The sequence below is a fragment of the Streptomyces sp. NPDC000983 genome (genome assembly GCF_040299205.1).
Lineage (GTDB): Bacteria > Actinomycetota > Actinomycetes > Streptomycetales > Streptomycetaceae > Streptomyces.
On sequence record NZ_JBEPBM010000010.1, the window covers coordinates 102,658 to 125,014 of the forward strand.

The window sequence follows — 22,357 nt, forward strand, 5'->3', positions numbered from 1 at the left end:
TGGAGAGTCTGGCACGGAGGGGCGTAAGGGACCCTGTGAGCGCCCCCGCCGTCACAGCAGGGCTCTCACGGAGCGGTTCTCGCGGACCGGTTCACAGCCCGGGGATCCGGCCGTTGCGGAACAGGTCCACGAAGATCTGGTGGTCGGCCCGCGCGCGTGCCCCGTACGCGTGCGCGAAGTCCACCAGCAGCCCGGCGAAGCCGTCCTCGTCGGCCGCGAGGGCGGCGTCGATGGCCCGCTCGGTGGAGAACGGCACCAGGGACTCGCCGGAGGTGTCGTCCGCCGCCGCGTGCATCGTCGCCGTCGCCCGGCCGAGGTCGGCGACGACCGCCGCGATCTCCTCGGTGTCGTCGATGTCACTCCAGTCGAGGTCCACGGCGTACGGCGAGACCTCCGCGACCAACTGCCCGGCGCCGTCCAGCTCGGTCCAGCCGAGCCAGGGGTCGGCGTGCTGCTGGAGGGCGCGCTGGGAGATCACCGTGCGGTGGCCCTCGTGCTGGAAGTACTCACGGATCGCCGGGTCGGTGATGTGCCGGGAGACGGCCGGGGTCTGGGCCTGCTTGATGTAGATCACGACGTCGTTCTCCAGGGCGTCGCTGTTGCCCTCCAGCAGGATGTTGTACGAGGGCAGCCCCGCCGACCCGATGCCGATGCCGCGGCGGCCGACGACGTCCTTGACCCGGTAGGAGTCCGGGCGGGCCAGGGAGGACTCCGGCAGCGTCTCCAGGTAGCCGTCGAACGCGGCGAGGACCTTGTAGCGGGTCGCGGCGTCCAGCTCGACGGAGCCGCCGCCCGGGGCGAACCGGCGCTCGAAGTCCCGGATCTCGGTCATCGAGTCCAGCAGCCCGAACCGGGTCAGCGAGCGGGCGTCGCGCAGCGCGTCCAGCAGCGGCCCCTGGGCGGTGTCCAGGGTGAACGGCGGCACCTCGTCGCTCTTGGCGCCGGCTGCCAGGGAGTGGATCCGCTCCCGGTAGGCGCCCGCGTACACCTGGACCAGGTCGGTGATCTGCTCGTCGCTGAACGCCTTGGCGTACCCGATGAGCGCCACCGAGGCGGCGAACCGCTTGAGGTCCCAGGTGAAGGGGCCGACGTAGGCCTCGTCGAAGTCGTTGACGTTGAAGATCAGACGGCCGGTGGAGTCCATGTACGTGCCGAAGTTCTCCGCGTGCAGATCGCCGTGGATCCACACGCGCGAGGTGCGCTCGTCCAGGAACGGACCGCTGTATATCCGCGACCCGCCCGGCGCGCCCTCCCCGCCGTTGGCGGTGTCCAGGTCGTGGTAGAAGAGGCACGCCGTACCCCGGTAGAAGGCGAACGCCGAGGCGGCCATCTTCCGGAACTTCACCCGGAAGGCGGCCGGGTCGGCGGCCAGGAGCTCGCCGAACGCGGTGTCGAATACGGCGAGGATCTCCTCGCCGCGCTGCTCGTCGCTGAGCTTCGGGACCGACATCGCTGGGTGCCTCCTGGTGCAGTGCATGTACGACAGCGTCTCTGCCGTCTCCAACGCACGAAGGTACGCGCGAGTGCCCGGCGTGTGTCAGTGCCGAGGCTTAGACTTCGACGCTGTCCCCCAGACTGTCCGCAGCCGGTCGGACATCCGTCGTCGTTCGTTCGCCTTGGAGGCCGCAGCCGTGTCAAAGCCGCCGTTCACGCACCTGCACGTCCACACCCAGTACTCGCTGCTGGACGGTGCCGCGCGGCTCAAGGACATGTTCGACGCGTGCAACGAGATGGGCATGACCCACATTGCCATGTCCGACCACGGCAACCTGCACGGCGCCTACGACTTCTTCCACACGGCGAAGAAGTCCGGGGTCACCCCGATCATCGGCATCGAGGCGTACGTCGCCCCCGAGTCCCGGCGCAACAAGCGCAAGATCCAGTGGGGCCAGCCGCACCAGAAGCGGGACGACGTCTCCGGTTCCGGCGGCTACACCCACAAGACGATCTGGGCGGCGAACTCCACCGGTCTGCACAACCTCTTCAAGCTGTCCTCGGACGCCTACGCCGAGGGCTGGCTCCAGAAGTGGCCCCGGATGGACAAGGAGACCATCTCCCAGTGGTCCGAGGGGCTCATCGCCTCCACCGGCTGCCCCTCCGGCGAGCTCCAGACCCGGCTGCGCCTGGGCCAGTACGACGAGGCCCTGAAGTCGGCCGCCGAGTACCAGGACATCTTCGGCAAGGACCGCTACTTCCTGGAGCTGATGGACCACGGCATCGAGATCGAGCGCCGGGTCCGCGACGGCCTGCTGGAGATCGGCAAGAAGCTCGGCATCCCGCCGCTGGTGACGAACGACTCGCACTACACCTACGCGCACGAGGCGACCGCCCACGACGCGCTGCTGTGCATCCAGACCGGCAAGAACCTCTCCGACCCCGACCGCTTCCGCTTCGACGGCTCCGGCTACTACCTGAAGTCCACGGACGAGATGTACGCCATCGACTCCTCGGACGCCTGGCAGGAGGGCTGCGCCAACACCCTCCTGGTGGCCGAGCAGGTCGACACCACGGGCATGTTCGTCGAGAAGAACCTCATGCCCAAGTTCGACATCCCCGAGGGCTACACCGAGGTCTCCTGGTTCCGCGAGGAGACCATGCGCGGCATGCACCGCCGCTTCCCCGAGGGCATCCCGGACGACCGCATGAAGCAGGTCGAGTACGAGATGGACACCATCATCTCGATGGGCTTCCCGGGCTACTTCCTCGTGGTCGCCGACTTCATCATGTGGGCCAAGAAGCAGGGCATCGCGGTCGGCCCCGGCCGAGGCTCCGCGGCCGGCTCGATCGTCGCCTACGCCATGGGCATCACCGACCTCGACCCCATCCCGCACGGCCTGATCTTCGAGCGCTTCCTCAACCCCGAGCGCATCTCCATGCCCGACGTCGACATCGACTTCGACGAGCGTCGGCGCGTCGAGGTGATCAGGTACGTGACGGAGAAGTACGGCTCCGACAAGGTCGCCATGATCGGCACCTACGGCAAGATCAAGGCCAAGAACGCCATCAAGGACTCCGCGCGCGTCCTGGGCTACCCGTACGCCATGGGCGACCGCCTCACCAAGGCCATGCCCGCCGACGTCCTCGGCAAGGGCATCGACCTCGACGGCATCACCAACCCCTCCCACCCGCGCTACAGCGAGGCCGGCGAGATCCGCGCGATGTACGAGAACGAGCCGGACGTCAAGAAGGTCATCGACACCGCCAAGGGCGTGGAGGGCCTGGTCCGGCAGATGGGCGTGCACGCCGCCGGCGTCATCATGTCCAGCGAGCCCATCGTCGACCACGCCCCGATCTGGGTGCGGCACACCGACGGCGTGACCATCACGCAGTGGGACTACCCGCAGTGCGAGTCGCTGGGCCTGCTGAAGATGGACTTCCTCGGCCTGCGCAACCTGACGATCATGGACGACGCCGTCAAGATGGTGAAGTCCAACAAGGGCATCGACCTCGACCTGCTGGCCCTCCCGCTCGACGACCCGACGACCTTCGAACTCCTCCAGCGCGGTGAGACCCTCGGCGTCTTCCAGTTCGACGGCGGCCCCATGCGCTCGCTGCTGCGCCTGATGAAGCCCGACAACTTCGAGGACATCTCCGCCGTCTCCGCGCTCTACCGTCCCGGCCCGATGGGCATGGACTCGCACACCAACTACGCGCTGCGCAAGAACAAGCTCCAGGAGATCACCCCGATCCACAAGGAGCTGGAGGCACCCCTCGAAGAGGTCCTCGCCGTCACCTACGGCCTGATCGTCTACCAGGAGCAGGTGCAGAAGGCCGCCCAGATCATCGCCGGGTACTCGCTCGGCGAGGCCGACATCCTCCGCCGCGTGATGGGCAAGAAGAAGCCCGAGGAACTGGCGAAGAACTTCACCATCTTCCAGGCCGGCGCCCAGAAGAACGGCTACAGCGACGAGGCCATCCAGGCCCTGTGGGACGTGCTGGTCCCGTTCGCCGGCTACGCCTTCAACAAGGCCCACTCCGCCGCGTACGGACTCGTCTCGTACTGGACCGCCTACCTCAAGGCCAACCACCCCGCCGAGTACATGGCCGCGCTGCTGACCTCCGTCAAGGACGACAAGGACAAGTCGGCGATCTACCTCAACGAATGCCGCCGCATGGGCATCCGGGTGCTCCCGCCGAACGTCAACGAGTCGGTGCACAACTTCGCCGCCCAGGGCGACGACGTGATCCTCTTCGGCCTGGAGGCCGTCCGCAACGTCGGCGGCAACGTCGTCGAGTCGATCATCAAGAGCCGCAAGGCCAAGGGGAAGTACTCCTCCTTCCCCGACTACCTCGACAAGATCGACGCCGCCGCCTGCAACAAGCGCACCACCGAGTCGCTCATCAAGGCCGGCGCCTTCGACACCCTGGGGCACACCCGCAAGGGCCTGACCGCACAGTACGAACCGATGATCGACAACGTGGTCGCGGTCAAGCGCAAGGAGGCCGAGGGCCAGTTCGACCTGTTCGGCGGCATGGGCGACGAGCAGAGCGACGAGCCCGGCTTCGGACTGGACGTGGAGTTCACCACCGACGAGTGGGACAAGACCTACCTGCTCGCCCAGGAGCGGGAGATGCTCGGCCTCTACGTCTCCGACCACCCGCTCTTCGGCCTGGAGCACGTCCTGTCGGACAAGGCGGACGCGGGCATCTCCCAGCTCACCGGCGGCGAGCACGCGGACGGCGCGGTCGTCACCATCGGCGGCATCATCTCCGGCCTCCAGCGCAAGATGACCAAGCAGGGCAACGCCTGGGCCATCGCCACCGTCGAGGACCTCGCCGGGTCCATCGAGTGCATGTTCTTCCCCGCGACCTACCAGCTCGTCTCGACGCAGCTCGTCGAGGACGCGGTCGTGTTCGTCAAGGGCCGCCTCGACAAGCGCGAGGACGTGCCGCGGCTGGTCGCCATGGAGCTGCAGGTCCCGGACCTGTCCAACGCCGGCACCAACGCCCCGGTCGTCCTGACCATCCCCGCCGTCAAGGTCACCCCGCCCATGGTCAGCCGCCTCGGCGAGATCCTCAGCCACCACCGGGGTGACAGCGAGGTCCGCATCAAGCTCCAGGGCCCGACCCGGACGACGGTCCTGCGCCTGGACCGGCACCGGGTCAAGCCCGACCCGGCGCTCTTCGGCGACCTGAAGGTGCTGCTCGGCCCGTCCTGCCTGGCCGGCTGAGCCGAGGCCGCCGTCGGTGGCACATACGAGAGGGGCGCATCCGTCCGGGTGCGCCCCTCGTCATGTGCCTGGGCTTCAAAGGCCCCGTTATGAAGATGTCAGTTGTGACCGAACCTCTTCTGCTTGCCCTTGCGCGCCAGGTCGCCCGGGGTCACCTGGGACATCCGCTGCTCGGCCTGCGCCTCCATCGAGGACTGCTGGGCCTGCTGCGCCCCGCGCTCGGACTGCGGCTGCTTTCGGTCACTCTTCTTGTTCTTGGCCATGGTGATCTGCCTCCTGAGGGGGATCTAGGGGCCAGGGCCGCGACCAGACTCACATAGGCTGACAAAGAGCGCATTTCGTATCATTACCGACCGTGACGAGGCTGGTTCGAGCCGGGCACCCCCAAACGCCACGCCGAAGATCGAGTTCCGGCCGTTAACCTTCGCGCGGTCGGGCAGACTCGAAGGAAGCCCGAAGCAAACCTCCCGGAAAGAGGGTGGACCGCGTGGACCGCTGCATCGTCCTGGTGGACGCCGGGTATCTGCTCGGGGCCGCCGCCTCCCTCCTCGCCGGGGAGCCGTCCCGTTCCCGGATCACCGTCGACCACGCCGCCCTCATCCAGGGCCTGCGCGAACGGGCCGAGTCAGACACCGAACGCCCGCTGCTGCGCATCTACTGGTTCGACGGCGCCCCCGACCGCGTACCGCAGCCCGAGCACCGCCGGCTGCGCGTGATGCCCCGGGTGACCGTCCGGCTCGGCGCGCTGACCCGCAGCGACGGACGCTGGGCCCAGAAGGGCGTGGACGCCGCGATGCACGCGGAGCTGACCGAACTGGCCCGCAACCGGGCCTGTTCCGACATCGTCCTGGTCACCGGGGACGGCGATCTGCTGCCCGGCATGATGGCCGCCAAGGAACACGGGGTCGCCGTCCACCTGTGGGCCGTACAGGCCGCCGACGGCGACTACAACCAGTCCGAGGACCTGGTCGCCGAGGCCGACGAGCGGCGGGTGCTGGACCGCACCTGGATCACCAAGGCCGTACGCGCCAAGGAGCTCGGCGGGGTCTGCGCGCCGCCGCCCGCCCCGCGGCCCGAGATCGCCGCGATCCTCTCCGCACCCCTGCCCGACTCCGCGCTCGCCGCGGCCGAGCGGCCCGCCGAGGACCGCGAGCACCGCCAGCCGGCCGTGGCGGCGGAGAACGGCGCGCCGGAGCGGGTGCCGGCGCCCAAGGGCGTCCCCACGCCGAAGGACCTGGCCGCCCTGCGCGGCCCCGGGGCCCCGCCCGCCGCTCACCCGCACCCGGCCGGGGCCACCCTGCGCTGGTCCTCCGACAAGGGCTGGGTCGACCGGCCCGGCACCGCCGCCGAACCGCACGACATCGCCACCATGCCGACCCTCGCCCAACTGACCACGGCCGAGCAGCGGTGGGCGGACCGCGAGGAGGACATCACCACCGTCGGCGGCGACCCCTACGAGGTCGGACAGGTGTTCGCCCGACGGTGGGTGGAACGGCTCGGTGACCAGAGCCATGTGCAGAAGCTCTCCGGGATGTATCCGCGCATCCCGCACCGCGTCGACGGGGAACTGCTGCGCTACGCGGCCCGGTTCGGGCTGCTCGCGCACAAGGACGACCAGATCGACGAGCACGACCGGTACGCGATCCGGGCCGGGTTCTGGCGCGAGATCGATGTACGGACGGCCGCCGAACACGCTCCCGCGGGGGAGTGAAACGGCACATACGCCGCCCCCGGGGCCGGGTCCGGCCGCGCGACCCCGTACTCTCATCCCTTGTGAGTACGCGCGCGACACCGGCACTTCGGCCCCGTGGGGATGTCGTGTGCGCCGTGCGCGGGCTGACCAAGACCTATCCCGCGGTACGCGGACGGCGCGGCGCGCCGGGCACCCCCGAGGTACGGGCCACCGACGACGTACGCCTGGACATCCGGCGCGGTGAGATCTTCGGACTGCTCGGACCCAACGGCGCCGGCAAGACCACCCTGGTACGGCAGCTCACCGGGCTGATGCGGCCCGACCGGGGCAGCGTGGAAATCCTCGGCCACGACATCGTGCGCCACCCGGAACGGGCCGCGCGGATCCTCGCCTACCTCGGCCAGGAGTCCACCGCCCTCGACGAACTGACCGTCTCCCTCGCCGCCGAGACCACCGGCCGCCTCCGCGGCCTGGAGGTGCGCGCGGCCCGCGCCGAGCGGGACGCCGTACTGGAGGAACTCGGCCTGACCGGGCTGGCCGGGCGGCCCCTGAAGAAGCTCTCCGGCGGACAGCGCCGGCTCGCCTGCTTCGCCGCCGCCCTCGTCGGCGCGCGGCCGCTGCTGGTGCTCGACGAGCCGACCACCGGGATGGATCCGGTGGCGCGGCGCGCGGTCTGGTCCGCCGTCGACCGGCGGAGGGCCGAACACGGCACGACCGTGCTGCTCGTCACCCACAACGTCATCGAGGCCGAGACCGTCCTCGACCGGGTCGCCGTCCTCGACCGCGGCCGGGTCATCGCCTGCGACACCCCCTCCGGCCTCAAGGAACAGGTCGCCGGGGAGGTCCGGGTCGACCTGGTGTGGCGGGAGGCGGCACCCCTGCACGTGCCCGAGGTGGCCGCGTTGCAGGACCGGGTCGTGGAGTCGGGCCGCCGCTGGACGCTGCGGCTGGCGCCCGAGGAGGCCCGCGCGGTCGTCGCCACCGTCACCGGCGGGGCCGCCTTCTCCGCCCTCGACGACTTCACCCTCGCCACCCCCAGCCTGGAGGACGTCTACCTGGCGCTGGGCGGGGCCGCGCAGCAGGGGCTGGTGAAGGCTTGAGCGCCACCCGGCCGGGTTTGAGTACAAACAGCGTCGCATTCGTACGGAACGGGACCGCCGCCGCAGCGAAGAGGAGCAGCGCCACGTGAGTGTCGTACCCGCCGAGGTTCTGCCGGGCCGTGCGCTGGCCGCGGACGAGTCGCCCGTCACGGACGCGGCCGAGCTCGGACCGCGGGCCCGGCTGTGGCCGTCGCTGTGCGCCGTCTACCGGGCCCAGCTCTCGCGTGCGCGGGTCGCCCGGATCCCGCTGCTGTTCGTGGCGACCTTCCAGTCCATCGGCATCATGATCCTGATGCGCGGTGTCGTGGACGGCGGCGGCGAGGCGCGGGCCGTGGTGGCCGGGTCCTCCGTCCTCGTGGTCGCCTTCGTCGCCCTGAACCTGCTCGCCCAGTACTTCGGGCAACTGCGCTCCAGCGGCGGGCTCGACCACTACGCGACGCTGCCCGTGCCGCCCGCCGCCGTGGTCCTCGGCGCCGCCGGCGCGTACGCCTCCTTCACCGTGCCCGGGACCGTGGTCACCGCCGTCTTCGGCTGCGTCCTCTTCGGCCTGCCGCTGACGCACCTGTGGGTGCTCATCGCGGTGATCCCGCTCGCCGGGGCGGCCCTCGCCGGGCTCGGGGCCGCGCTGGGGCTGCTCGCCCCGCGGCCCGAACTCGCGACCGTGCTCGGCCAGCTCGGCATGTCCGCGGCACTGCTGCTGGGCGTACTGCCCGCCGAGCGGATGCCCGAGGCGATCCGGTTCGCCCGGGACCTGCTGCCCTCCACCTACGGCGTCGACGCGTTCGCCCGCACCTTCGGCGAGCGGCCCGACTGGGCGTTCGTCCTCGGCGACCTCGCCGTCTGCGGGCTGGTCGGCGTCGTTTCGCTGGCCGCGGCCACCTGGGCGTACCGTCGGGCGGCCGTCCGGTGACGCGTCACACGGGTGGGCCTGGCACGATGTCAGGGTGACCGCACCGTTGACTCCGCCTCCGCCGCCGCGTGACCAGCCCGCCAGCACCGCGTGGCAGCAGCCTCCCGTGCCCCGGGGCGGACCCCACCCCTACGGGCAGCTGCCCGCGTACGAGGACGACGGGCCCGGCATGCGGACCGAGCTGCGGGAGGCCGCCGTCGTCACGGTCGCCGTCGCGGTGGCCGGGGCGCTGCTCGGGGTGCTGTGGTCCTGGCTGGCGCCGCGGGTGCCGCTGGTCGGGGACATGGTCGACGGGGGCTGGGTCGTCTACATCAAGGACACCGAGGGGGAGCAGGCCATCGGTGTCGAAGGGACCTTCACGCTGCTGGCGATCGCCTTCGGGGCGGTGAGTGCGCTCGTGGTCTTTCTCGCGCGGCGGCGTGGGGGTGTGCCGTTGGTGGTGGCGCTGGCGGTCGGGGGGCTGCTGGGGTCGTTGCTGGCGTGGCGGGTGGGCGTGTGGCTCGGGCCTGCGGACGATGTCATCGCTCGGGCGCGGGAGGTGGGTAAGGGGGTTACGTTCTCGGCGCCGCTTGAGCTCGATGCGAAGGGGGCGTGGCTGGTGTGGTCGATTTCTGCGCTGGTGGTGCATCTGGGGTTGACGGGGTTGTTCGGGCCCCGGGATCCGGATCCCTATGAGGAGCAGTACCGGGGGAAGGGTGGGTACGGGGCGCCGGTGGGTTAGGTGGGCTTTTTCCGCCCCCGCCGCCCCTTCCCGTCCCGACTCCGGGGGCTGCCGCCCCCGGGCCCCCGCTTCGGCCCCGAAGGGGCCTTGTCCTCAAGCGCCGGACGGGCTGGTGGGTGCGCCGGGTGGGCTGGTGGGTGCGCCGGGCGGAGTTTGAAGAGAGTCTTTTTTACGCCGGGCGTCTTCCGTGGTTCGCCCTGCGCTTCTTCAGGCGCCATTTGCGTTTTCGGGTTTTTTTCGACATGTCCTGTCTGCTTAGCGGACAGAAGGGGGTTCGTCGAGGGGTCAGGGGCGGGCGATGGGGGCCAGGGTCGCTGTCGTGAGGGTGGCCAGGGCTGTGGGGGAGAGTTCGATCTCCAGGCCGCGGCGGCCCGCCGAGACGCAGATCGTCGGGTGGGCGGTGGCCGACGCGTCCAGGACCGTCGGGAGCTTCTTGCGCTGGCCGAGCGGGGAGATACCGCCCCGGACGTAGCCCGTGGTGCGCTCCGCCAGGGTCGGGTCGGCCATCGCCGCGCGCTTGCCGCCCGCCGCCGTCGCCAGCGCCTTCAGGTCCAGCTGGCCCGCCACCGGGACCACCGCCACCGTCAGCCTGCCGTCCACCTCCGCCACCAGGGTCTTGAAGACCCGGTCGGGGGAGACGCCCATCGCCTCCGCCGCCTCCTCGCCGTAGGAGGGGTGCGAGGGGTCGTGCTCGTAGGCGTGGGTGGTGAACGGGACCCCCGCCGCCGTCAGGGCGACCGTCGCCGGAGTGCCCCCGGGCTGCGCCTTCTGCTTCTTCGCCATCCGGCCGCCCGCCCTCAGTTCAGACTCGTCGGCGTACGCGTCAGGTCCGCCGCCGGCAGCGACGGCAGGTTGCGGATGATCGACGTCTCCGCGCGCAGCAGCTTCAGTTCCTCGCGCAGCCGCGAGGCGGTGTCGGGGGCCTGGAGCAGGCGCTGCTTGGTGGGCGTGTCCAGCATCATCGCCGCCGCGACCAGGTAGGACACCACCGACGGCTCGTCGGGCAGCTCCGCCCCCGTCGACAGCGAGCGCTCCCGGGCGCCGGCCAGCCGCTTCTGGTACTTGCGGAAGGCCCGCAGCACCCCCTCGGCCAGGGCGCCGGCCTCCTCGCCCGGTTCCTCCGTCAGCTCCTCCAGCTCCGCCGTCAGGAACTCGCCGGTGGCGTCCACCGAGATCAGCCGCGCCCGGGTGGTGCCGGTCGCCAGCACCTCGAAGGTGCCGTCGGCCCGCTCCCGGATCGTGGCCGCGTCGGCGACACAGCCCGTCGCGTGGAGGGACTTGATGGGTTCGGGGCCGAAGCCCGCCGCCGGCCCGCGCTGCGGCAGCGTCGTCGGGTCGGGCATGCCGGGCGCGCTCGGTGCCACCTCGTGGCCGTCGCGGATCGCCACGACCGCGAAGCGGCGCGGTTCGTCGTCGGGAGCCTTCGACAGGGTGCGCATCATGGCGCGGTAGCGCTCCTCGAAGACGTTCAGAGGCAGCACCAACCCCGGGAAGAGCACGGAGTTCAGGGGGAACAGCGGGAGCCGGACGGTGGTCACGACGCAACAGCCTAATGGTCCCCGGACCGGACACGTCCGAGGTGCCCGGAGATCGGACGCCCCGACGGCGTCCGGAGTTCGGCCCGCACCCGCAGACAGTGCCCGAGCGGGTCGTCCGAGAAGCGGTCCCAGGGGAAGGACGTGGCGTACGGGCCGGTCAGCCGCAGCTGCTCCAGGGCGTCCGGGGTGCGCTCCAGCCGTACCAGCACATAGGTGAGCAGGTTGCGCAGCTCCGCCGGCCACGGGTCCGCCGCCGGCAGCAGCGCGGAGAGGGCCGCCGCCCGGTCCGCCGCCGCGTCCAGCTGGGCCCGGGGCAGCTCGGGGCCGCAGCCGTCGGTGAGGTAGGCGAACACCGCCCGCACCGGCAGCGCCTGTACGAGGGAGTCGGCCGGGGCGTCCTGGGCGGCGCGGTCGGCGAAGTCCAGGCACTCCAGGTGCGAGCCGTGCCAGGAGGACGCCAGGTAGCGCAGGGCCGCGACATGGCAGCCGTAGTGGTGGGGGGCCCGGCGCATGGCCGCCTCCCACAGTTCCTCGACGTACTTCGGTCCCGCCTGGGAGCCGCGGGCGTGGTCCAGGGCGATCCGCCAGGGCACCGGGTCGCGGTCGTCGCCGTGGGCCGCCGCCGTGACCAGCGGGCTTACCTCGCGCAGCAGTTCGGCGCGGGCCGGTGACAGCCAGGCGCGGTCCACCCGCAGCTGGGCGTCGACCAGCAGGCCGTCGGGGTCGCGCGGGGCCGCGGACCGCCAGGAGTCGAACCACTCCGGGCGGGCGTGGGCGAAGGCGGCGAGCCGGGCGGTGTAGCGGTCCCGGTGCTCCCACTCCCCGGCCGCGCGGGTGGCGGCCAGCAGGGCGGCGGCCGGTTCGTGGTCACCGCGTGCGGCGGCGACCAGCGCGGGTCCCAGCCGGGCGTCGGGCGCGTCGAGCAGCACCTCGTCGTCGGCGAGGGGACCGGAGGTGGGGGGTGCGGTCCTCGCCGTCCGCGGACCGCGGATGAACGGCAGCAGCAGAGCCATGGTGTCGACCATTGAAAAGCCGCGTGCCGAACCCGCGCCAGAGGGTCGGGCGAACTCGGGGAAAGTTGTACTGCCGCCGGTCAAGGACCGGTAAAAAGCTTCAGCCCCGGCGCAGCAGCCGGGTCGCCCCCGCCGCCACCGTCGTCGCCAGGATCCAGCCCAGCAGGATCATGGCCGCCGCCAGCCACTGCCAGCCTCCGTTGAGCTGCCAGAAGCCGACCTGGCCCAGGTCGATCACCGGGAGCAGCAGGTCCAGCGCGAACAGCGTCGGGTTCCACTCCGGATGCTCGCCCCGCTTGATGGGCGGATGACCGGCGTGCGCGAACGCCACCGAGCCCGCCGCCCACAGCACCGCCATCCACACCGCGGCCCGGCCCGGCCGGTACCCGTAGGCGACCGTCCAGTCCTGGACGTACCCCCAGAACTTCGCGGCGACCGGCAGGCTCTCCCGGCGCCTGCGCTGCTTGGCCAGCAGCACCTCGCGGGCGTCCTCGTCCTCGCCGCCCGCCCGGAGCACGGTGGCGAGGCGCTCGTAGGGCTCCGGGTTGTACTCGGCGGTCGCCGCCGACACCCAGGCCAGCCGCTCGGCCAGCGGGAACGGGCCGCGCGGCACCAGGTTCTCGTAGGCGAACCCGCCCATGTGCAGCCGTCCGGGGCCCGGCCAGGCGTCCGCGCGGTCCATCAGGTTGACGATCCGCGCACCCGACAGCACCACCGTGCCGCGCGCCGGGCGCTCCCCGAGGAAGCGCAGCTCCGGCGTCTGGATCCGGCGCAGCGACAGTTCCTGGTCGTCGGTGAGGGTGAACCGGGCGCGTTCCATGTCGACCGCGTCCCCGAACCGGCCGTCGTCCAGGCGGACCCCGCCCTCGCACTCGAAGCGCTGGATCCGGGTGCCGCGGGCCGGGGTGGTCCCGCTGAGCAGCGGATTCCCCAGGCCGGCCGGGGTCAGGTACAGCGAGCGCTCCACGGTCAGCTGCGGGGCGTTGAGGGCGCGGCGGGTGTAGGGGTTGGCCAGCCGGGCGCCGCGCAGGCTCAGCGAGACGCCGATCTTCGCGCCGCGCAGGCTCAGTTCGCCGTGCGACTCCAGCAGCTCCGCCTGGAGGTCCTGGCCGACCGACATGCCGTCCGCTGCGATCGAGCGGCCGCTGCGGTCGCGGTACACGACGGCCTGGTTGAGGAGCAGGTCGGTGCCGATGCGGGCGTCGGTCAGCCGGATGCCGTTGTGGAAGCGGCAGCGCGGCAGGTGCAGGTCGCCCTCGGTGTGCAGCCGGGCCGCCTCCAGCCGCGGCACCGAGCAGTCCACCAGCCGTACGGTCGTGAAGCGGGCCTCGGGCAGCAGCACCTCCCGCTCGAAACGGCAGCCGCGCAGCTCCACGTACGGATCCACGGTGCCGCCCGCCAGGTCCAGCACCCCGCTGATCCGCACGCCGGCCAGCTTCAGCGACGGCACCCGGCCGGCCAGCGCGGGCGGCCCGTCGAGCAGCAGCCAGCACACGATGCGGGCCCGCACGGTCCGCTCGGGCCCCCAGGGGTGCCCGCCGTGCGGATCGTCGACGACCGAGTCGCCGCTGCTCAGGTCGTACACGGTGCCGTTGCGGAAGGCCTGCCACATGCCGGCCTCGGCGGCGGTCAGGTCGTCCGGCAGATCTCCGCCCCGGATGCCGGCCCCCTCGGTCACGGTCTTCCCTTCCTCCCCGGCTGCGCCATGTGTTCGGTACATCCGTGATGCCCGCTGAGTGACGGCAGGAACGCTAGTGGTGAACGGGATCTTCCACGTTCTGTATCAGCCATTGATACGCGCGAACGGTGCCCGATCCCGGTCTGAGAGAATTGACGGCGTGATCTCCCGAATCGATCTGCGCGGCGACGCCCTTCCCCAGGGACCCGCCCTGCGCGACCTGCTGCCCCGAGCCGACTTCGACGTCTCGGCCGCCCTGGAGAAGGTGCGTCCGATCTGCGAGGCCGTGCATCATCGGGGCGACGCGGCGCTGATCGACTTCGCCGAGAAGTTCGACGGGGTCAGGCTGGAGCGGGTCCGGGTCCCCGAGGAGGCCCTCGACAAGGCGCTCGAGGAGCTCGACCCCGCCGTACGCGCGGCCCTGGAGGAGTCCATCCGGCGGGCCCGGCTGGTCCACCGCGAGCAGCGCCGCACCACGCACACCACCCAGGTCGTCCCCGGCGGCACGGTCACCGAGAAGTGGGTGCCGGTCGACCGCGTCGGCCTGTACGCCCCCGGCGGCCGGTCCGTCTACCCGTCCTCCGTGATCATGAACGTGGTGCCCGCGCAGGAGGCCGGCGTCGAGTCCCTCGCGCTCGCCTCCCCGGCGCAGGCCGAGTTCGGCGGCCTGCCGCACCCGACGATCCTCGCCGCCTGCGCGCTGCTCGGCGTGAGCGAGGTCTACGCCGCCGGCGGCGCGACCGCGGTGGCGATGTTCGCGTACGGCACCGAGTCCTGCCCGCCCGCCGACATGGTCACCGGGCCCGGCAACATCTGGGTCGCCGCGGCCAAGCGCTACTTCACCGGAAAGATCGGCATCGACGCCGAGGCGGGCCCGACCGAGATCGCGGTCCTCGCCGACGCGAGCGCCGACCCCGTGCACATCGCCGCCGACCTGATCAGCCAGGCCGAGCACGACCCGCTGGCCGCGGCCGTCCTGGTCACCGACTCCGCCGAGCTCGCGGACGCCGTGGCGAGGGAGCTGGAGCCGCAGGTCGCGGCGACCAAGCACATCGAGGACCGGATCGTCCCGGCCCTCAAGGGCAAGCAGTCCGCGATCGTCCTCGTCGACGGCGTCGAGGAGGGCCTGCGGGTCGTCGACGCCTACGGCGCCGAGCACCTGGAGATCCACACGGCCGACGCGGCCGCCGTGGCCGGCCGGGTCCGCAACGCCGGCGCGATCTTCGTCGGCCCCTGGGCGCCGGTCTCGCTGGGCGACTACGCCGCCGGCTCCAACCACGTCCTGCCCACCGGCGGCTGCGCCTGCCACTCCTCCGGCCTGTCCGTGCAGTCCTTCCTGCGCGGCATCCACATCGTCGACTACACCGAGGACGCGCTGGCCGACGTCGCCCATCACGTCGTGACGCTGGCGGAGGCGGAGGACCTCCCGGCGCACGGCGCGGCGATCAAGGCACGGTTCGGCTGGAAGGTTCCCGAGGGCAAGTGACTGGCATCGACGATCTCCCCGTACGGGACGAGCTGCGCGGCAAGTCCCCCTACGGCGCGCCCCAGCTGGACGTGCCGGTACGGCTGAACACCAACGAGAACCCCTACCCGCTGCCCGAGGCGCTGGTCGAGCGGATCACCGAGCGGGTGCGCGAGGCGGCCCGCGACCTCAACCGCTACCCCGACCGGGACGCGGTGGAGCTGCGCACCCGGCTCGCCGAGTACCTGACGAAGACCTCCGGCCACCGGGTCGGCCCGGCGAACGTCTGGGCCGCCAACGGCTCCAACGAGGTCATCCAGCAGCTGCTCCAGACCTTCGGCGGCCCCGGCCGCACGGCCATCGGCTTCGAACCGTCGTACTCGATGCACGCGCTGATCTCCCGGGGCACCGGCACGGGCTGGATCTCCGGTCCGCGGGGCGACGACTTCACCATCGACGTGGACGCGGCCCGGCAGGCGATCGCCGAGCACAGGCCCGACGTCGTCTTCGTCACCACCCCCAACAACCCCACGGGCAACGCCGTCCCGCCCGAGACCGTCCTCGCGCTGTTCGAGGCCGCGCAGGCCGCGAAGCCGTCGATGGTGGTGGTCGACGAGGCGTACATCGAGTTCAGCCACGGCGACTCGCTGCTGCCGCTGCTCGAAGGACGGCCGAATCTCGTCATCTCCCGCACGATGTCGAAGGCGTTCGGCGCGGCGGGCCTGCGCCTGGGCTACCTCGCCGCCGACCCGGCCGTGGTCGACGCGGTGCAGCTGGTCCGGCTGCCCTACCACCTGTCGGCCGTCACCCAGGCGACCGCGCTGGCCGCCCTGGAGCACACCGACACCCTGCTCGGCTACGTCGAGCAGCTGAAGACCGAGCGGGACCGCCTGGTCGCCGAACTGCTGGCGATCGGCTACGAGGTGACCTCCTCGGACGCCAACTTCGTGCAGTTCGGCCGGTTCGACGACACCCAGGCCGCCTGGCGGAGCATCCTCGACCGGGGCGTCCTGGTCCGGGACAACGGCGTACCGGGATGGCTGCGGGTCACCGCCGGCACCCCCGAAGAGAACGACGCGTTCCTCGACGCGGTCCGTGAACTGAAGAAGGAGCAGAGCGCATGAACCGCGTGGGACGCGTGGAGCGAGTCACGAAGGAGACCTCGGTCCTCGTCGAGATCGACCTCGACGGATCCGGCAAGGTCGACGTGTCGACCGGCGTCGGCTTCTACGACCACATGCTCGACCAGCTCGGCCGGCACGGTCTGTTCGACCTCACCGTGAAGACCGAGGGCGACCTGCACATCGACTCCCACCACACCATCGAGGACACCGCCCTCGCCCTCGGCGCCGCCTTCAAGCAGGCCCTCGGCGACAAGGTCGGCATCTACCGCTTCGGCAACTGCACGGTCCCGCTGGACGAGTCCCTCGCCCAGGTCACCGTCGACCTGTCCGGCCGCCCCTACCTCGTGCACACCGAGCCCGAGAAGATGGCGCCGATGATCGGCGAGTACGACACCACCATGACCCGGCACATCCTGGAGTCCTTCGTGGCCCAGGCGCAGATCGCGCTGCACGTGCACGTGCCCTACGGGCGCAACGCGCACCACATCGTGGAGTGCCAGTTCAAGGCCCTCGCCCGCGCCCTGCGCTACGCCAGTGAGCGTGACCCGCGCGCCGCCGGCATCCTCCCGTCGACGAAGGGCGCCCTGTGAACGGCCTCTCCACGGTCCTGATCGTCGTCGGCCTCTTCCTGGTCGGCGGCATCTACTCCTTCGTCAAGCAGGAGATGCCCAGGAGCCTGGTGGTCCTGCTCTCCATCGGCGCCGCGATGTGCCTGGTCGCCGGTGTGATGCGGCTGGAGGTGTGGAGTTGAGCGCGTCGGCGAAGAAGGTCGTCGTCTTCGACTACGGCTTCGGCAACGTGCGCTCCGCCGAGCGGGCCCTGGCCCGCACGGGCGCCCAGGTCGAGATCACGCGCGACTTCGACGCGGCCATGAACGCCGACGGGCTGCTGGTGCCCGGCGTCGGCGCCTTCGCCGCCTGCATGACGGGCCTGCGCGAGGCCCGCGGCGACTGGATCATCGACCGCCGGCTCTCCGGCGGCCGCCCGGTGATGGGCATCTGCGTCGGCATGCAGATCCTCTTCGCCCGCGGCATCGAGCACGGCGTGGAGAGCGAGGGCCTCGACGAGTGGCCCGGCGCCGTCGAGCCGCTCCAGGCGGACATCGTGCCCCACATGGGCTGGAACACCGTCGAGGCGCCGGCCGACTCCGAGCTGTTCGCCGGCCTGGACGCGGACGCCCGCTTCTACTTCGTGCACTCCTACGCCGTCCACGACTGGACCCTGGAGATCAAGAACCCGTCGATGCGGGCCCCCAGGGTCACCTGGTCCACGCACGGCGAGCCCTTCGTGGCCGCCGTGGAGAACGGCGCCCTGTGGGCCACCCAGTTCCACCCCGAGAAGTCCGGCGACGCCGGAGCGCAGCTGCTGAACAACTGGATCGGAACCCTCTGATGCCTTCGAAGCTCGAACTCCTCCCGGCCGTCGACGTCCGTGACGGGCAGGCGGTCCGCCTGGTGCACGGCGAGTCCGGCACGGAGACCTCCTACGGCTCGCCCCTGGAGGCGGCCCTGGCCTGGCAGCGCTCCGGCGCCGAGTGGCTGCACCTGGTCGACCTGGACGCCGCCTTCGGCACCGGTGACAACCGCGCCCTGATCGCCGAGGTCGCCAAGGCCATGGACATCAAGGTGGAGCTGTCCGGCGGCATCCGCGACGACGACACCCTCGCCGCCGCCCTCGCCACCGGCTGCACCCGGGTGAACCTGGGCACGGCCGCGCTGGAGACCCCGGAGTGGGTCGCCAAGGTCATCGCCGAGCACGGCGACAAGATCGCCGTCGGTCTCGACGTACGCGGCACGACCCTGCGCGGCCGCGGCTGGACCCGCGACGGCGGCGACCTCTACGAGACGCTGGAGCGCCTCAACAACGAGGGCTGCGCCCGCTACGTCGTCACCGACATCGCCAAGGACGGCACCCTCCAGGGCCCGAACCTGGAGCTGCTGAAGAACGTCTGCGCGGCCACCGACCGCCCGGTCGTGGCCTCCGGCGGCGTGTCGTCGCTGGACGACCTGCGCGCGATCTCCGAACTGGTACCCCTCGGTGTCGAGGGCGCCATCGTCGGGAAGGCCCTGTACGCGAAGGCGTTCACCCTGGAAGAGGCCCTGGAGGCTGTGTCGTGACCGATGCCGTGCGGCGGGTGCAGAGCGGATCTCCCTGGGAGGAGTCCTTCGGTTTCGCACGCGCCGTCGCGGCGGGCGACCGTGTCCTGGTGGGGGGCACGACATCGTTCAAGGGCCGGGTGCTGTACGGCGAGGGCGACCCGTACGAGCAGGCCAGGGTCGCCTTCGCGCACGCCGTGGAGGCGATCGGCGAGTTCGGGCTCGACATCGGGTCCGTGCTCCGCACCAGGATGTACCTCAGCCACGCCCGGGACGTCGACGAGGTCGGCCGCGCCCACCGGGAGATCTTCGGCGCCGTGCGTCCGGTCTCCACGCTGCTGGTCGTGGAGGGCTTCGTCGACCCGCGCATCCTGGTCGAAGTGGAACTAGAGGCATACAGAGGAGCCGTGGATTCATGACCCTGGCGGTCCGAGTCATCCCCTGCCTGGACGTGGACAACGGCCGGGTCGTCAAGGGCGTCAACTTCCAGAACCTGCGTGACGCCGGCGACCCCGTCGAGATGGCGAAGGTGTACGACGCCGAGGGCGCCGACGAACTGACGTTCCTGGACATCACCGCCTCGTCCGGCAACCGTGAGACGACCTACGACGTGGTGCGCCGCACCGCCGAACAGGTCTTCATCCCGCTGACCGTCGGCGGCGGCGTACGCACCGCCGAGGACGTCGACAAGCTGCTGCGCGCGGGCGCGGACAAGGTGGGCGTCAACACCGCCGCCATCGCCCGCCCCGAGCTGATCCGCGAGATCGCCGAGCGGTTCGGCCGGCAGGTGCTGGTGCTGTCGGTGGACGCGCGGCGCACCGGGTCCGGCGGCTTCGAGGTGACCACGCACGGCGGCCGCAAGGGCACCGGCATCGACGCCGTCGAGTGGGCGCACCGGGCGGCGGAGCTGGGCGCGGGGGAGATCCTGCTCAACTCGATGGACGCCGACGGCACCAAGGACGGCTACGACATCGAGATGATCGAGGCGGTGCGCAAGCACGTCACCGTGCCGGTCATCGCCTCCGGCGGCGCCGGCCGGCTCGACGACTTCGCCCCCGCGGTCGGCGCGGGCGCGGACGCGGTCCTCGCGGCCTCGGTGTTCCACTTCGGCGACCTGCGCATCGGCCAGGTCAAGCAGGCGCTGCGGGAAGCGGGCCACCCCGTCCGGTGACCACGCAGGACGAGCCCCGGCCGTGCGACGGCCGGGGCTTCCTCATGCCCCCACCCCTCAGATGCCCAGCTGCTTCCCCTCGTGCAGCCTGGTGATCGCGTCCTTCTCGCCCGTCAGCTCCACATCGGCCGCGTCCTGTCGGCCGTAGAGGAAGAGCAGCAGCTCCGACGGCTCCCCGGTGGCCGTCACCACCGGCGTACCGCGCTGCGCGACCGCCGTCTGGCCGTCCGGGCGGCGCAGTACCAGCCCCGTCGGCGTGCCGCGGCCCATCAGCCGGGCGGTGCGCTCCAGCCGGGACCACAGGGCGTCCTGGAACACCGGGTCCAGCTCGCGCGGCGCCCAGTCGGGGCGGGCCCGGCGGACGTCCTCGGTGTGGACGTAGAACTCCACCGTGTTCGACATCTCGTCGACCTGCTTCAGCGAGAACGGCGAGAAGCGCGGCGGACCGGTGCGGATGAGCTGGATCAGTTCCTCGTACGGCTTGTCCGTGAACTCGCCCATCACCCGTTCCAGCCGGGCCGCGAGCGGCTTGATCAGGATGCCGCCGGCGGCGTCGGGGCGACGCTCGCGCACCACGACGTGCGCGGCGAGATCACGGGTGGTCCACCCCTCGCACAGGGTCGGGGCCTCGGGGCCCTCCGCCTCCAGGAGGTCGGCCAGCAGGAGTCGTTCACGCTTGGCGAAAGTCGACATGCCGTCAGCCTACGACCGCCGTCCGGGTCCGCACAGTGGACGCGGGCCGGACCGCCGGGCGCCGCGCGGCACAATGGCAGGCATGACCAGCCAGTCCCGCCAGCCCAGCCCCCTGGACCCCGAGATCGCCGCCCGCCTCAAGCGCGGCGCCGACGGGCTCGTGCCCGCCATCGCCCAGCAGTACGACACCGGCGAGGTGCTCATGCTCGGCTGGATGGACGACGAGGCGCTGCACCGCACCCTGACCACCGGCCGCTGCACCTACTGGTCGCGCAGCCGCCAGGAGTACTGGGTCAAGGGCGACACCTCCGGCCACTACCAGTGGGTCAAGTCCGTCGCCCTCGACTGCGACGCCGACACCGTGCTCGTCCGCGTCGACCAGGTCGGCGCCGCCTGCCACACCGGCGCGCGCACCTGCTTCGACGCCGACGTCCTCCTCAAGGATTCCGGCGTACCGGCCGGAGATCAGTAAGGTCACCGGCCATGGACCTCGAGACCTTCCGCAAGCTCGCCACCGACCGGCGCGTCATCCCGGTCACGCGCAAGCTCCTCGCCGACGGCGACACCCCCGTCGCGCTCTACCGCAAGCTCGCCGCCGAGCGCCCCGGCACCTTCCTGCTGGAGTCCGCGGAGAACGGCCGCTCCTGGTCCCGGTACTCCTTCGTGGGCGTCCGCTCCGCCGCCACCCTCACCGAACGGGACGGCCACACGCACTGGCTGGGCGCCCCGCCCGTCGGCGTCCCCACCGACGGCGACCCGCTCGCCGCCCTGCGCGCCACCATCGAGGCCCTCCACACCCCCCACCAGGAGGGCATGCCCCCGTTCACCGGCGGCATGGTCGGCTACCTCGGCTACGACATCGTGCGCCGCCTGGAGAAGATCGGCCCCGGCGAGCGCGACGACCTGGAGCTGCCCGAGCTGACCATGCTCCTCACCAGCGACCTCGCGGTGATGGACCACTGGGAGGGCTCGGTCCTGCTGATCGCCAACGCGATCAACCACAACGACCTCGACACCGGCGTCGACGAGGCGTACGCGGACGCCGTCGCCCGCCTCGACACCATGGAGGCCGACCTCTCCCGCGCCGTCGCCCAGCCCCCGGCCGTCCTGCCGCCCTCCGAACTGCCCGAGTACACCGCCCTGTGGGGCGGCACCGAGTTCCGGGCGGCGGTCGAGGACGTCAAGGAACGCATCCGGGCCGGCGAGGCCTTCCAGGTGGTCCCCTCCCAGCGCTTCGAGACGCCGTGCACCGCGAGCGCCCTGGACGTCTACCGGGTGCTCAGGGCCACCAATCCCTCCCCGTACATGTACCTCTTCCGCTTCGACGGCTTCGACGTCGTCGGCTCCTCCCCGGAGGCGCTGGTCAAGGTCGAGGACGGGCGGGCCATGGTCCACCCCATCGCCGGCACCCGCTGGCGCGGCGCCACCCCGCAGGAGGACCAGGCCCTCGCCGACGATCTGCTCGCCGACCCCAAGGAGCGCGCCGAGCACCTCATGCTCGTCGACCTCGGACGCAACGACCTCGGACGGGTCTGCGCACCCGGCTCCGTCGAAGTCGTCGACTTCATGTCCATCGAGCGCTACTCGCACGTGATGCACATCGTCTCCACGGTGACCGGCAAGGTCGCCGAGGGCCGCACCGCCTTCGACGTCCTCACCGCCTGCTTCCCGGCCGGCACCCTCTCCGGCGCGCCCAAGCCCCGCGCGATGCAGATCATCGACGAACTGGAGCCCTCCCGCCGCGGCCTGTACGGCGGCTGCGTCGGCTACCTCGACTTCGCCGGGGACTCCGACACCGCCATCGCCATCCGCACCGCGCTGCTGCGCGACGGCACCGCCTACGTCCAGGCCGGAGCCGGGATCGTCGCCGACTCCGACCCGGTCGCCGAGGACACCGAGTGCCGCAACAAGGCGGCCGCCGTGCTCCGCGCCGTGCACACGGCGAACCGGCTGAGCAAATAGGGCGCTTCTCATACAACCCCGG

Annotated in this window: 22 protein-coding genes; 15 read left to right on the plus strand and 7 right to left on the minus strand. The window is 71.6% G+C overall.

The window, feature by feature from the left end; genetic code table 11:
* Positions 1-91: 91 nt before the first annotated feature.
* Positions 92-1,450 carry a DUF2252 domain-containing protein gene (locus ABT296_RS14040; RefSeq protein ID WP_351926763.1) on the minus strand — a complete coding sequence of 453 codons (1,359 nt, stop codon included), beginning with the start codon at positions 1,448-1,450 and terminating at the stop codon, positions 92-94.
* A 181-nt stretch (positions 1,451-1,631) separates the two neighbouring features.
* Between ABT296_RS14040 and dnaE the strand changes: the two genes are divergently transcribed.
* Positions 1,632-5,171: a DNA polymerase III subunit alpha gene (gene dnaE, locus ABT296_RS14045; protein ID WP_351926765.1), complete on the plus strand. Its 3,540-nt coding sequence runs from the start codon at positions 1,632-1,634 to the stop codon at positions 5,169-5,171.
* A 98-nt stretch (positions 5,172-5,269) separates the two neighbouring features.
* Here dnaE and ABT296_RS14050 read toward each other — a convergent pair whose 3' ends face one another.
* The gene (locus tag ABT296_RS14050; RefSeq protein ID WP_351926767.1) at positions 5,270-5,434 is read right to left on the minus strand and encodes a hypothetical protein; all 165 of its coding nucleotides are present in this window, start codon (positions 5,432-5,434) and stop codon (positions 5,270-5,272) included.
* A 224-nt stretch (positions 5,435-5,658) separates the two neighbouring features.
* On the opposite strand from ABT296_RS14050, the gene ABT296_RS14055 reads away from it, so the two are divergent.
* The 4 genes from ABT296_RS14055 (at position 5,659) to ABT296_RS14070 (ending at position 9,595) form a co-directional block, all read left to right on the plus strand.
* Complete coding sequence (locus ABT296_RS14055) at positions 5,659-6,882, plus strand: NYN domain-containing protein (protein WP_351926768.1); 1,224 nt, start codon at positions 5,659-5,661, stop codon at positions 6,880-6,882.
* Between the two features lie 107 nt (positions 6,883-6,989).
* Positions 6,990-7,964, plus strand: coding sequence for an ABC transporter ATP-binding protein (locus ABT296_RS14060; RefSeq protein ID WP_351926770.1), 975 nt, complete (start codon positions 6,990-6,992; stop codon positions 7,962-7,964).
* An 85-nt stretch (positions 7,965-8,049) separates the two neighbouring features.
* Positions 8,050-8,874, plus strand: coding sequence for an ABC transporter permease (locus tag ABT296_RS14065; protein WP_351926772.1), 825 nt, complete (start codon positions 8,050-8,052; stop codon positions 8,872-8,874).
* Positions 8,875-8,908: 34 nt separating this feature from the next.
* Complete coding sequence (locus ABT296_RS14070) at positions 8,909-9,595, plus strand: AAA family ATPase (RefSeq protein WP_351926774.1); 687 nt, start codon at positions 8,909-8,911, stop codon at positions 9,593-9,595.
* A gap of 285 nt (positions 9,596-9,880) precedes the next feature.
* Here the strand turns inward: ABT296_RS14070 and ybaK are convergent, their stop codons facing one another.
* The 4 genes from ybaK to ABT296_RS14090 form a co-directional block, all read right to left on the minus strand.
* Positions 9,881-10,378, minus strand: coding sequence for a Cys-tRNA(Pro) deacylase (gene ybaK / locus ABT296_RS14075; protein WP_351926776.1), 498 nt, complete (start codon positions 10,376-10,378; stop codon positions 9,881-9,883).
* Positions 10,379-10,392: 14 nt separating this feature from the next.
* A complete protein-coding gene (locus ABT296_RS14080; protein WP_351926778.1) occupies positions 10,393-11,133 on the minus strand; it encodes an LON peptidase substrate-binding domain-containing protein in 741 nt (246 codons plus the stop codon).
* 11 nt (positions 11,134-11,144) lie between these two features.
* Positions 11,145-12,158 (minus strand): hypothetical protein, encoded by a 1,014-nt coding sequence (locus ABT296_RS14085; RefSeq protein ID WP_351926780.1) that lies wholly within the window; start codon positions 12,156-12,158, stop codon positions 11,145-11,147.
* Between the two features lie 88 nt (positions 12,159-12,246).
* Positions 12,247-13,824, minus strand: coding sequence for an oxidoreductase (locus ABT296_RS14090; protein WP_351926782.1), 1,578 nt, complete (start codon positions 13,822-13,824; stop codon positions 12,247-12,249).
* A gap of 160 nt (positions 13,825-13,984) precedes the next feature.
* Here ABT296_RS14090 and hisD point away from each other — a divergent pair, with 160 nt between their 5' ends.
* From hisD to hisF, 8 genes are read left to right on the plus strand one after another with little or no spacing between them, the layout of a single operon-like run.
* Positions 13,985-15,310, plus strand: coding sequence for a histidinol dehydrogenase (hisD, locus tag ABT296_RS14095; RefSeq protein ID WP_351926784.1), 1,326 nt, complete (start codon positions 13,985-13,987; stop codon positions 15,308-15,310).
* The gene (locus ABT296_RS14100; protein ID WP_351926786.1) at positions 15,307-16,413 is read left to right on the plus strand and encodes a histidinol-phosphate transaminase; all 1,107 of its coding nucleotides are present in this window, start codon (positions 15,307-15,309) and stop codon (positions 16,411-16,413) included. Before hisD ends, ABT296_RS14100 begins: the two co-directional genes overlap by 4 nt.
* On the plus strand, positions 16,410-17,003 hold the full coding sequence (hisB, locus tag ABT296_RS14105; RefSeq protein ID WP_030318918.1) for an imidazoleglycerol-phosphate dehydratase HisB: 594 nt from the start codon (positions 16,410-16,412) through the stop codon (positions 17,001-17,003). Before ABT296_RS14100 ends, hisB begins: the two co-directional genes overlap by 4 nt.
* Positions 17,000-17,164, plus strand: coding sequence for a CG2302 family histidine operon protein (locus ABT296_RS14110; RefSeq protein ID WP_351926789.1), 165 nt, complete (start codon positions 17,000-17,002; stop codon positions 17,162-17,164). The genes hisB and ABT296_RS14110 overlap by 4 nt, the downstream gene beginning before the upstream one ends.
* The gene (hisH, locus tag ABT296_RS14115) at positions 17,161-17,805 is read left to right on the plus strand and encodes an imidazole glycerol phosphate synthase subunit HisH (protein ID WP_351926790.1); all 645 of its coding nucleotides are present in this window, start codon (positions 17,161-17,163) and stop codon (positions 17,803-17,805) included. Before ABT296_RS14110 ends, hisH begins: the two co-directional genes overlap by 4 nt.
* Positions 17,805-18,530 (plus strand): bifunctional 1-(5-phosphoribosyl)-5-((5-phosphoribosylamino)methylideneamino)imidazole-4-carboxamide isomerase/phosphoribosylanthranilate isomerase PriA, encoded by a 726-nt coding sequence (gene priA, locus ABT296_RS14120; RefSeq protein ID WP_351926792.1) that lies wholly within the window; start codon positions 17,805-17,807, stop codon positions 18,528-18,530. The genes hisH and priA overlap by 1 nt, the downstream gene beginning before the upstream one ends.
* Positions 18,527-18,928 (plus strand): RidA family protein, encoded by a 402-nt coding sequence (locus ABT296_RS14125; protein ID WP_351926794.1) that lies wholly within the window; start codon positions 18,527-18,529, stop codon positions 18,926-18,928. Before priA ends, ABT296_RS14125 begins: the two co-directional genes overlap by 4 nt.
* On the plus strand, positions 18,925-19,680 hold the full coding sequence (gene hisF / locus ABT296_RS14130) for an imidazole glycerol phosphate synthase subunit HisF (RefSeq protein WP_351926796.1): 756 nt from the start codon (positions 18,925-18,927) through the stop codon (positions 19,678-19,680). The genes ABT296_RS14125 and hisF overlap by 4 nt, the downstream gene beginning before the upstream one ends.
* A gap of 57 nt (positions 19,681-19,737) precedes the next feature.
* Here the strand turns inward: hisF and ABT296_RS14135 are convergent, their stop codons facing one another.
* Entirely contained in the window at positions 19,738-20,373 is a 636-nt protein-coding gene (locus tag ABT296_RS14135) for a TIGR03085 family metal-binding protein (protein ID WP_351926798.1), read from the minus strand.
* Positions 20,374-20,446: 73 nt separating this feature from the next.
* On the opposite strand from ABT296_RS14135, the gene hisI reads away from it, so the two are divergent.
* On the plus strand, positions 20,447-20,845 hold the full coding sequence (gene hisI / locus ABT296_RS14140; RefSeq protein ID WP_453174336.1) for a phosphoribosyl-AMP cyclohydrolase: 399 nt from the start codon (positions 20,447-20,449) through the stop codon (positions 20,843-20,845).
* A gap of 11 nt (positions 20,846-20,856) precedes the next feature.
* Complete coding sequence (locus ABT296_RS14145; RefSeq protein WP_351926803.1) at positions 20,857-22,335, plus strand: anthranilate synthase component I; 1,479 nt, start codon at positions 20,857-20,859, stop codon at positions 22,333-22,335.
* The last annotated feature ends 22 nt before the right edge of the window (positions 22,336-22,357 follow it).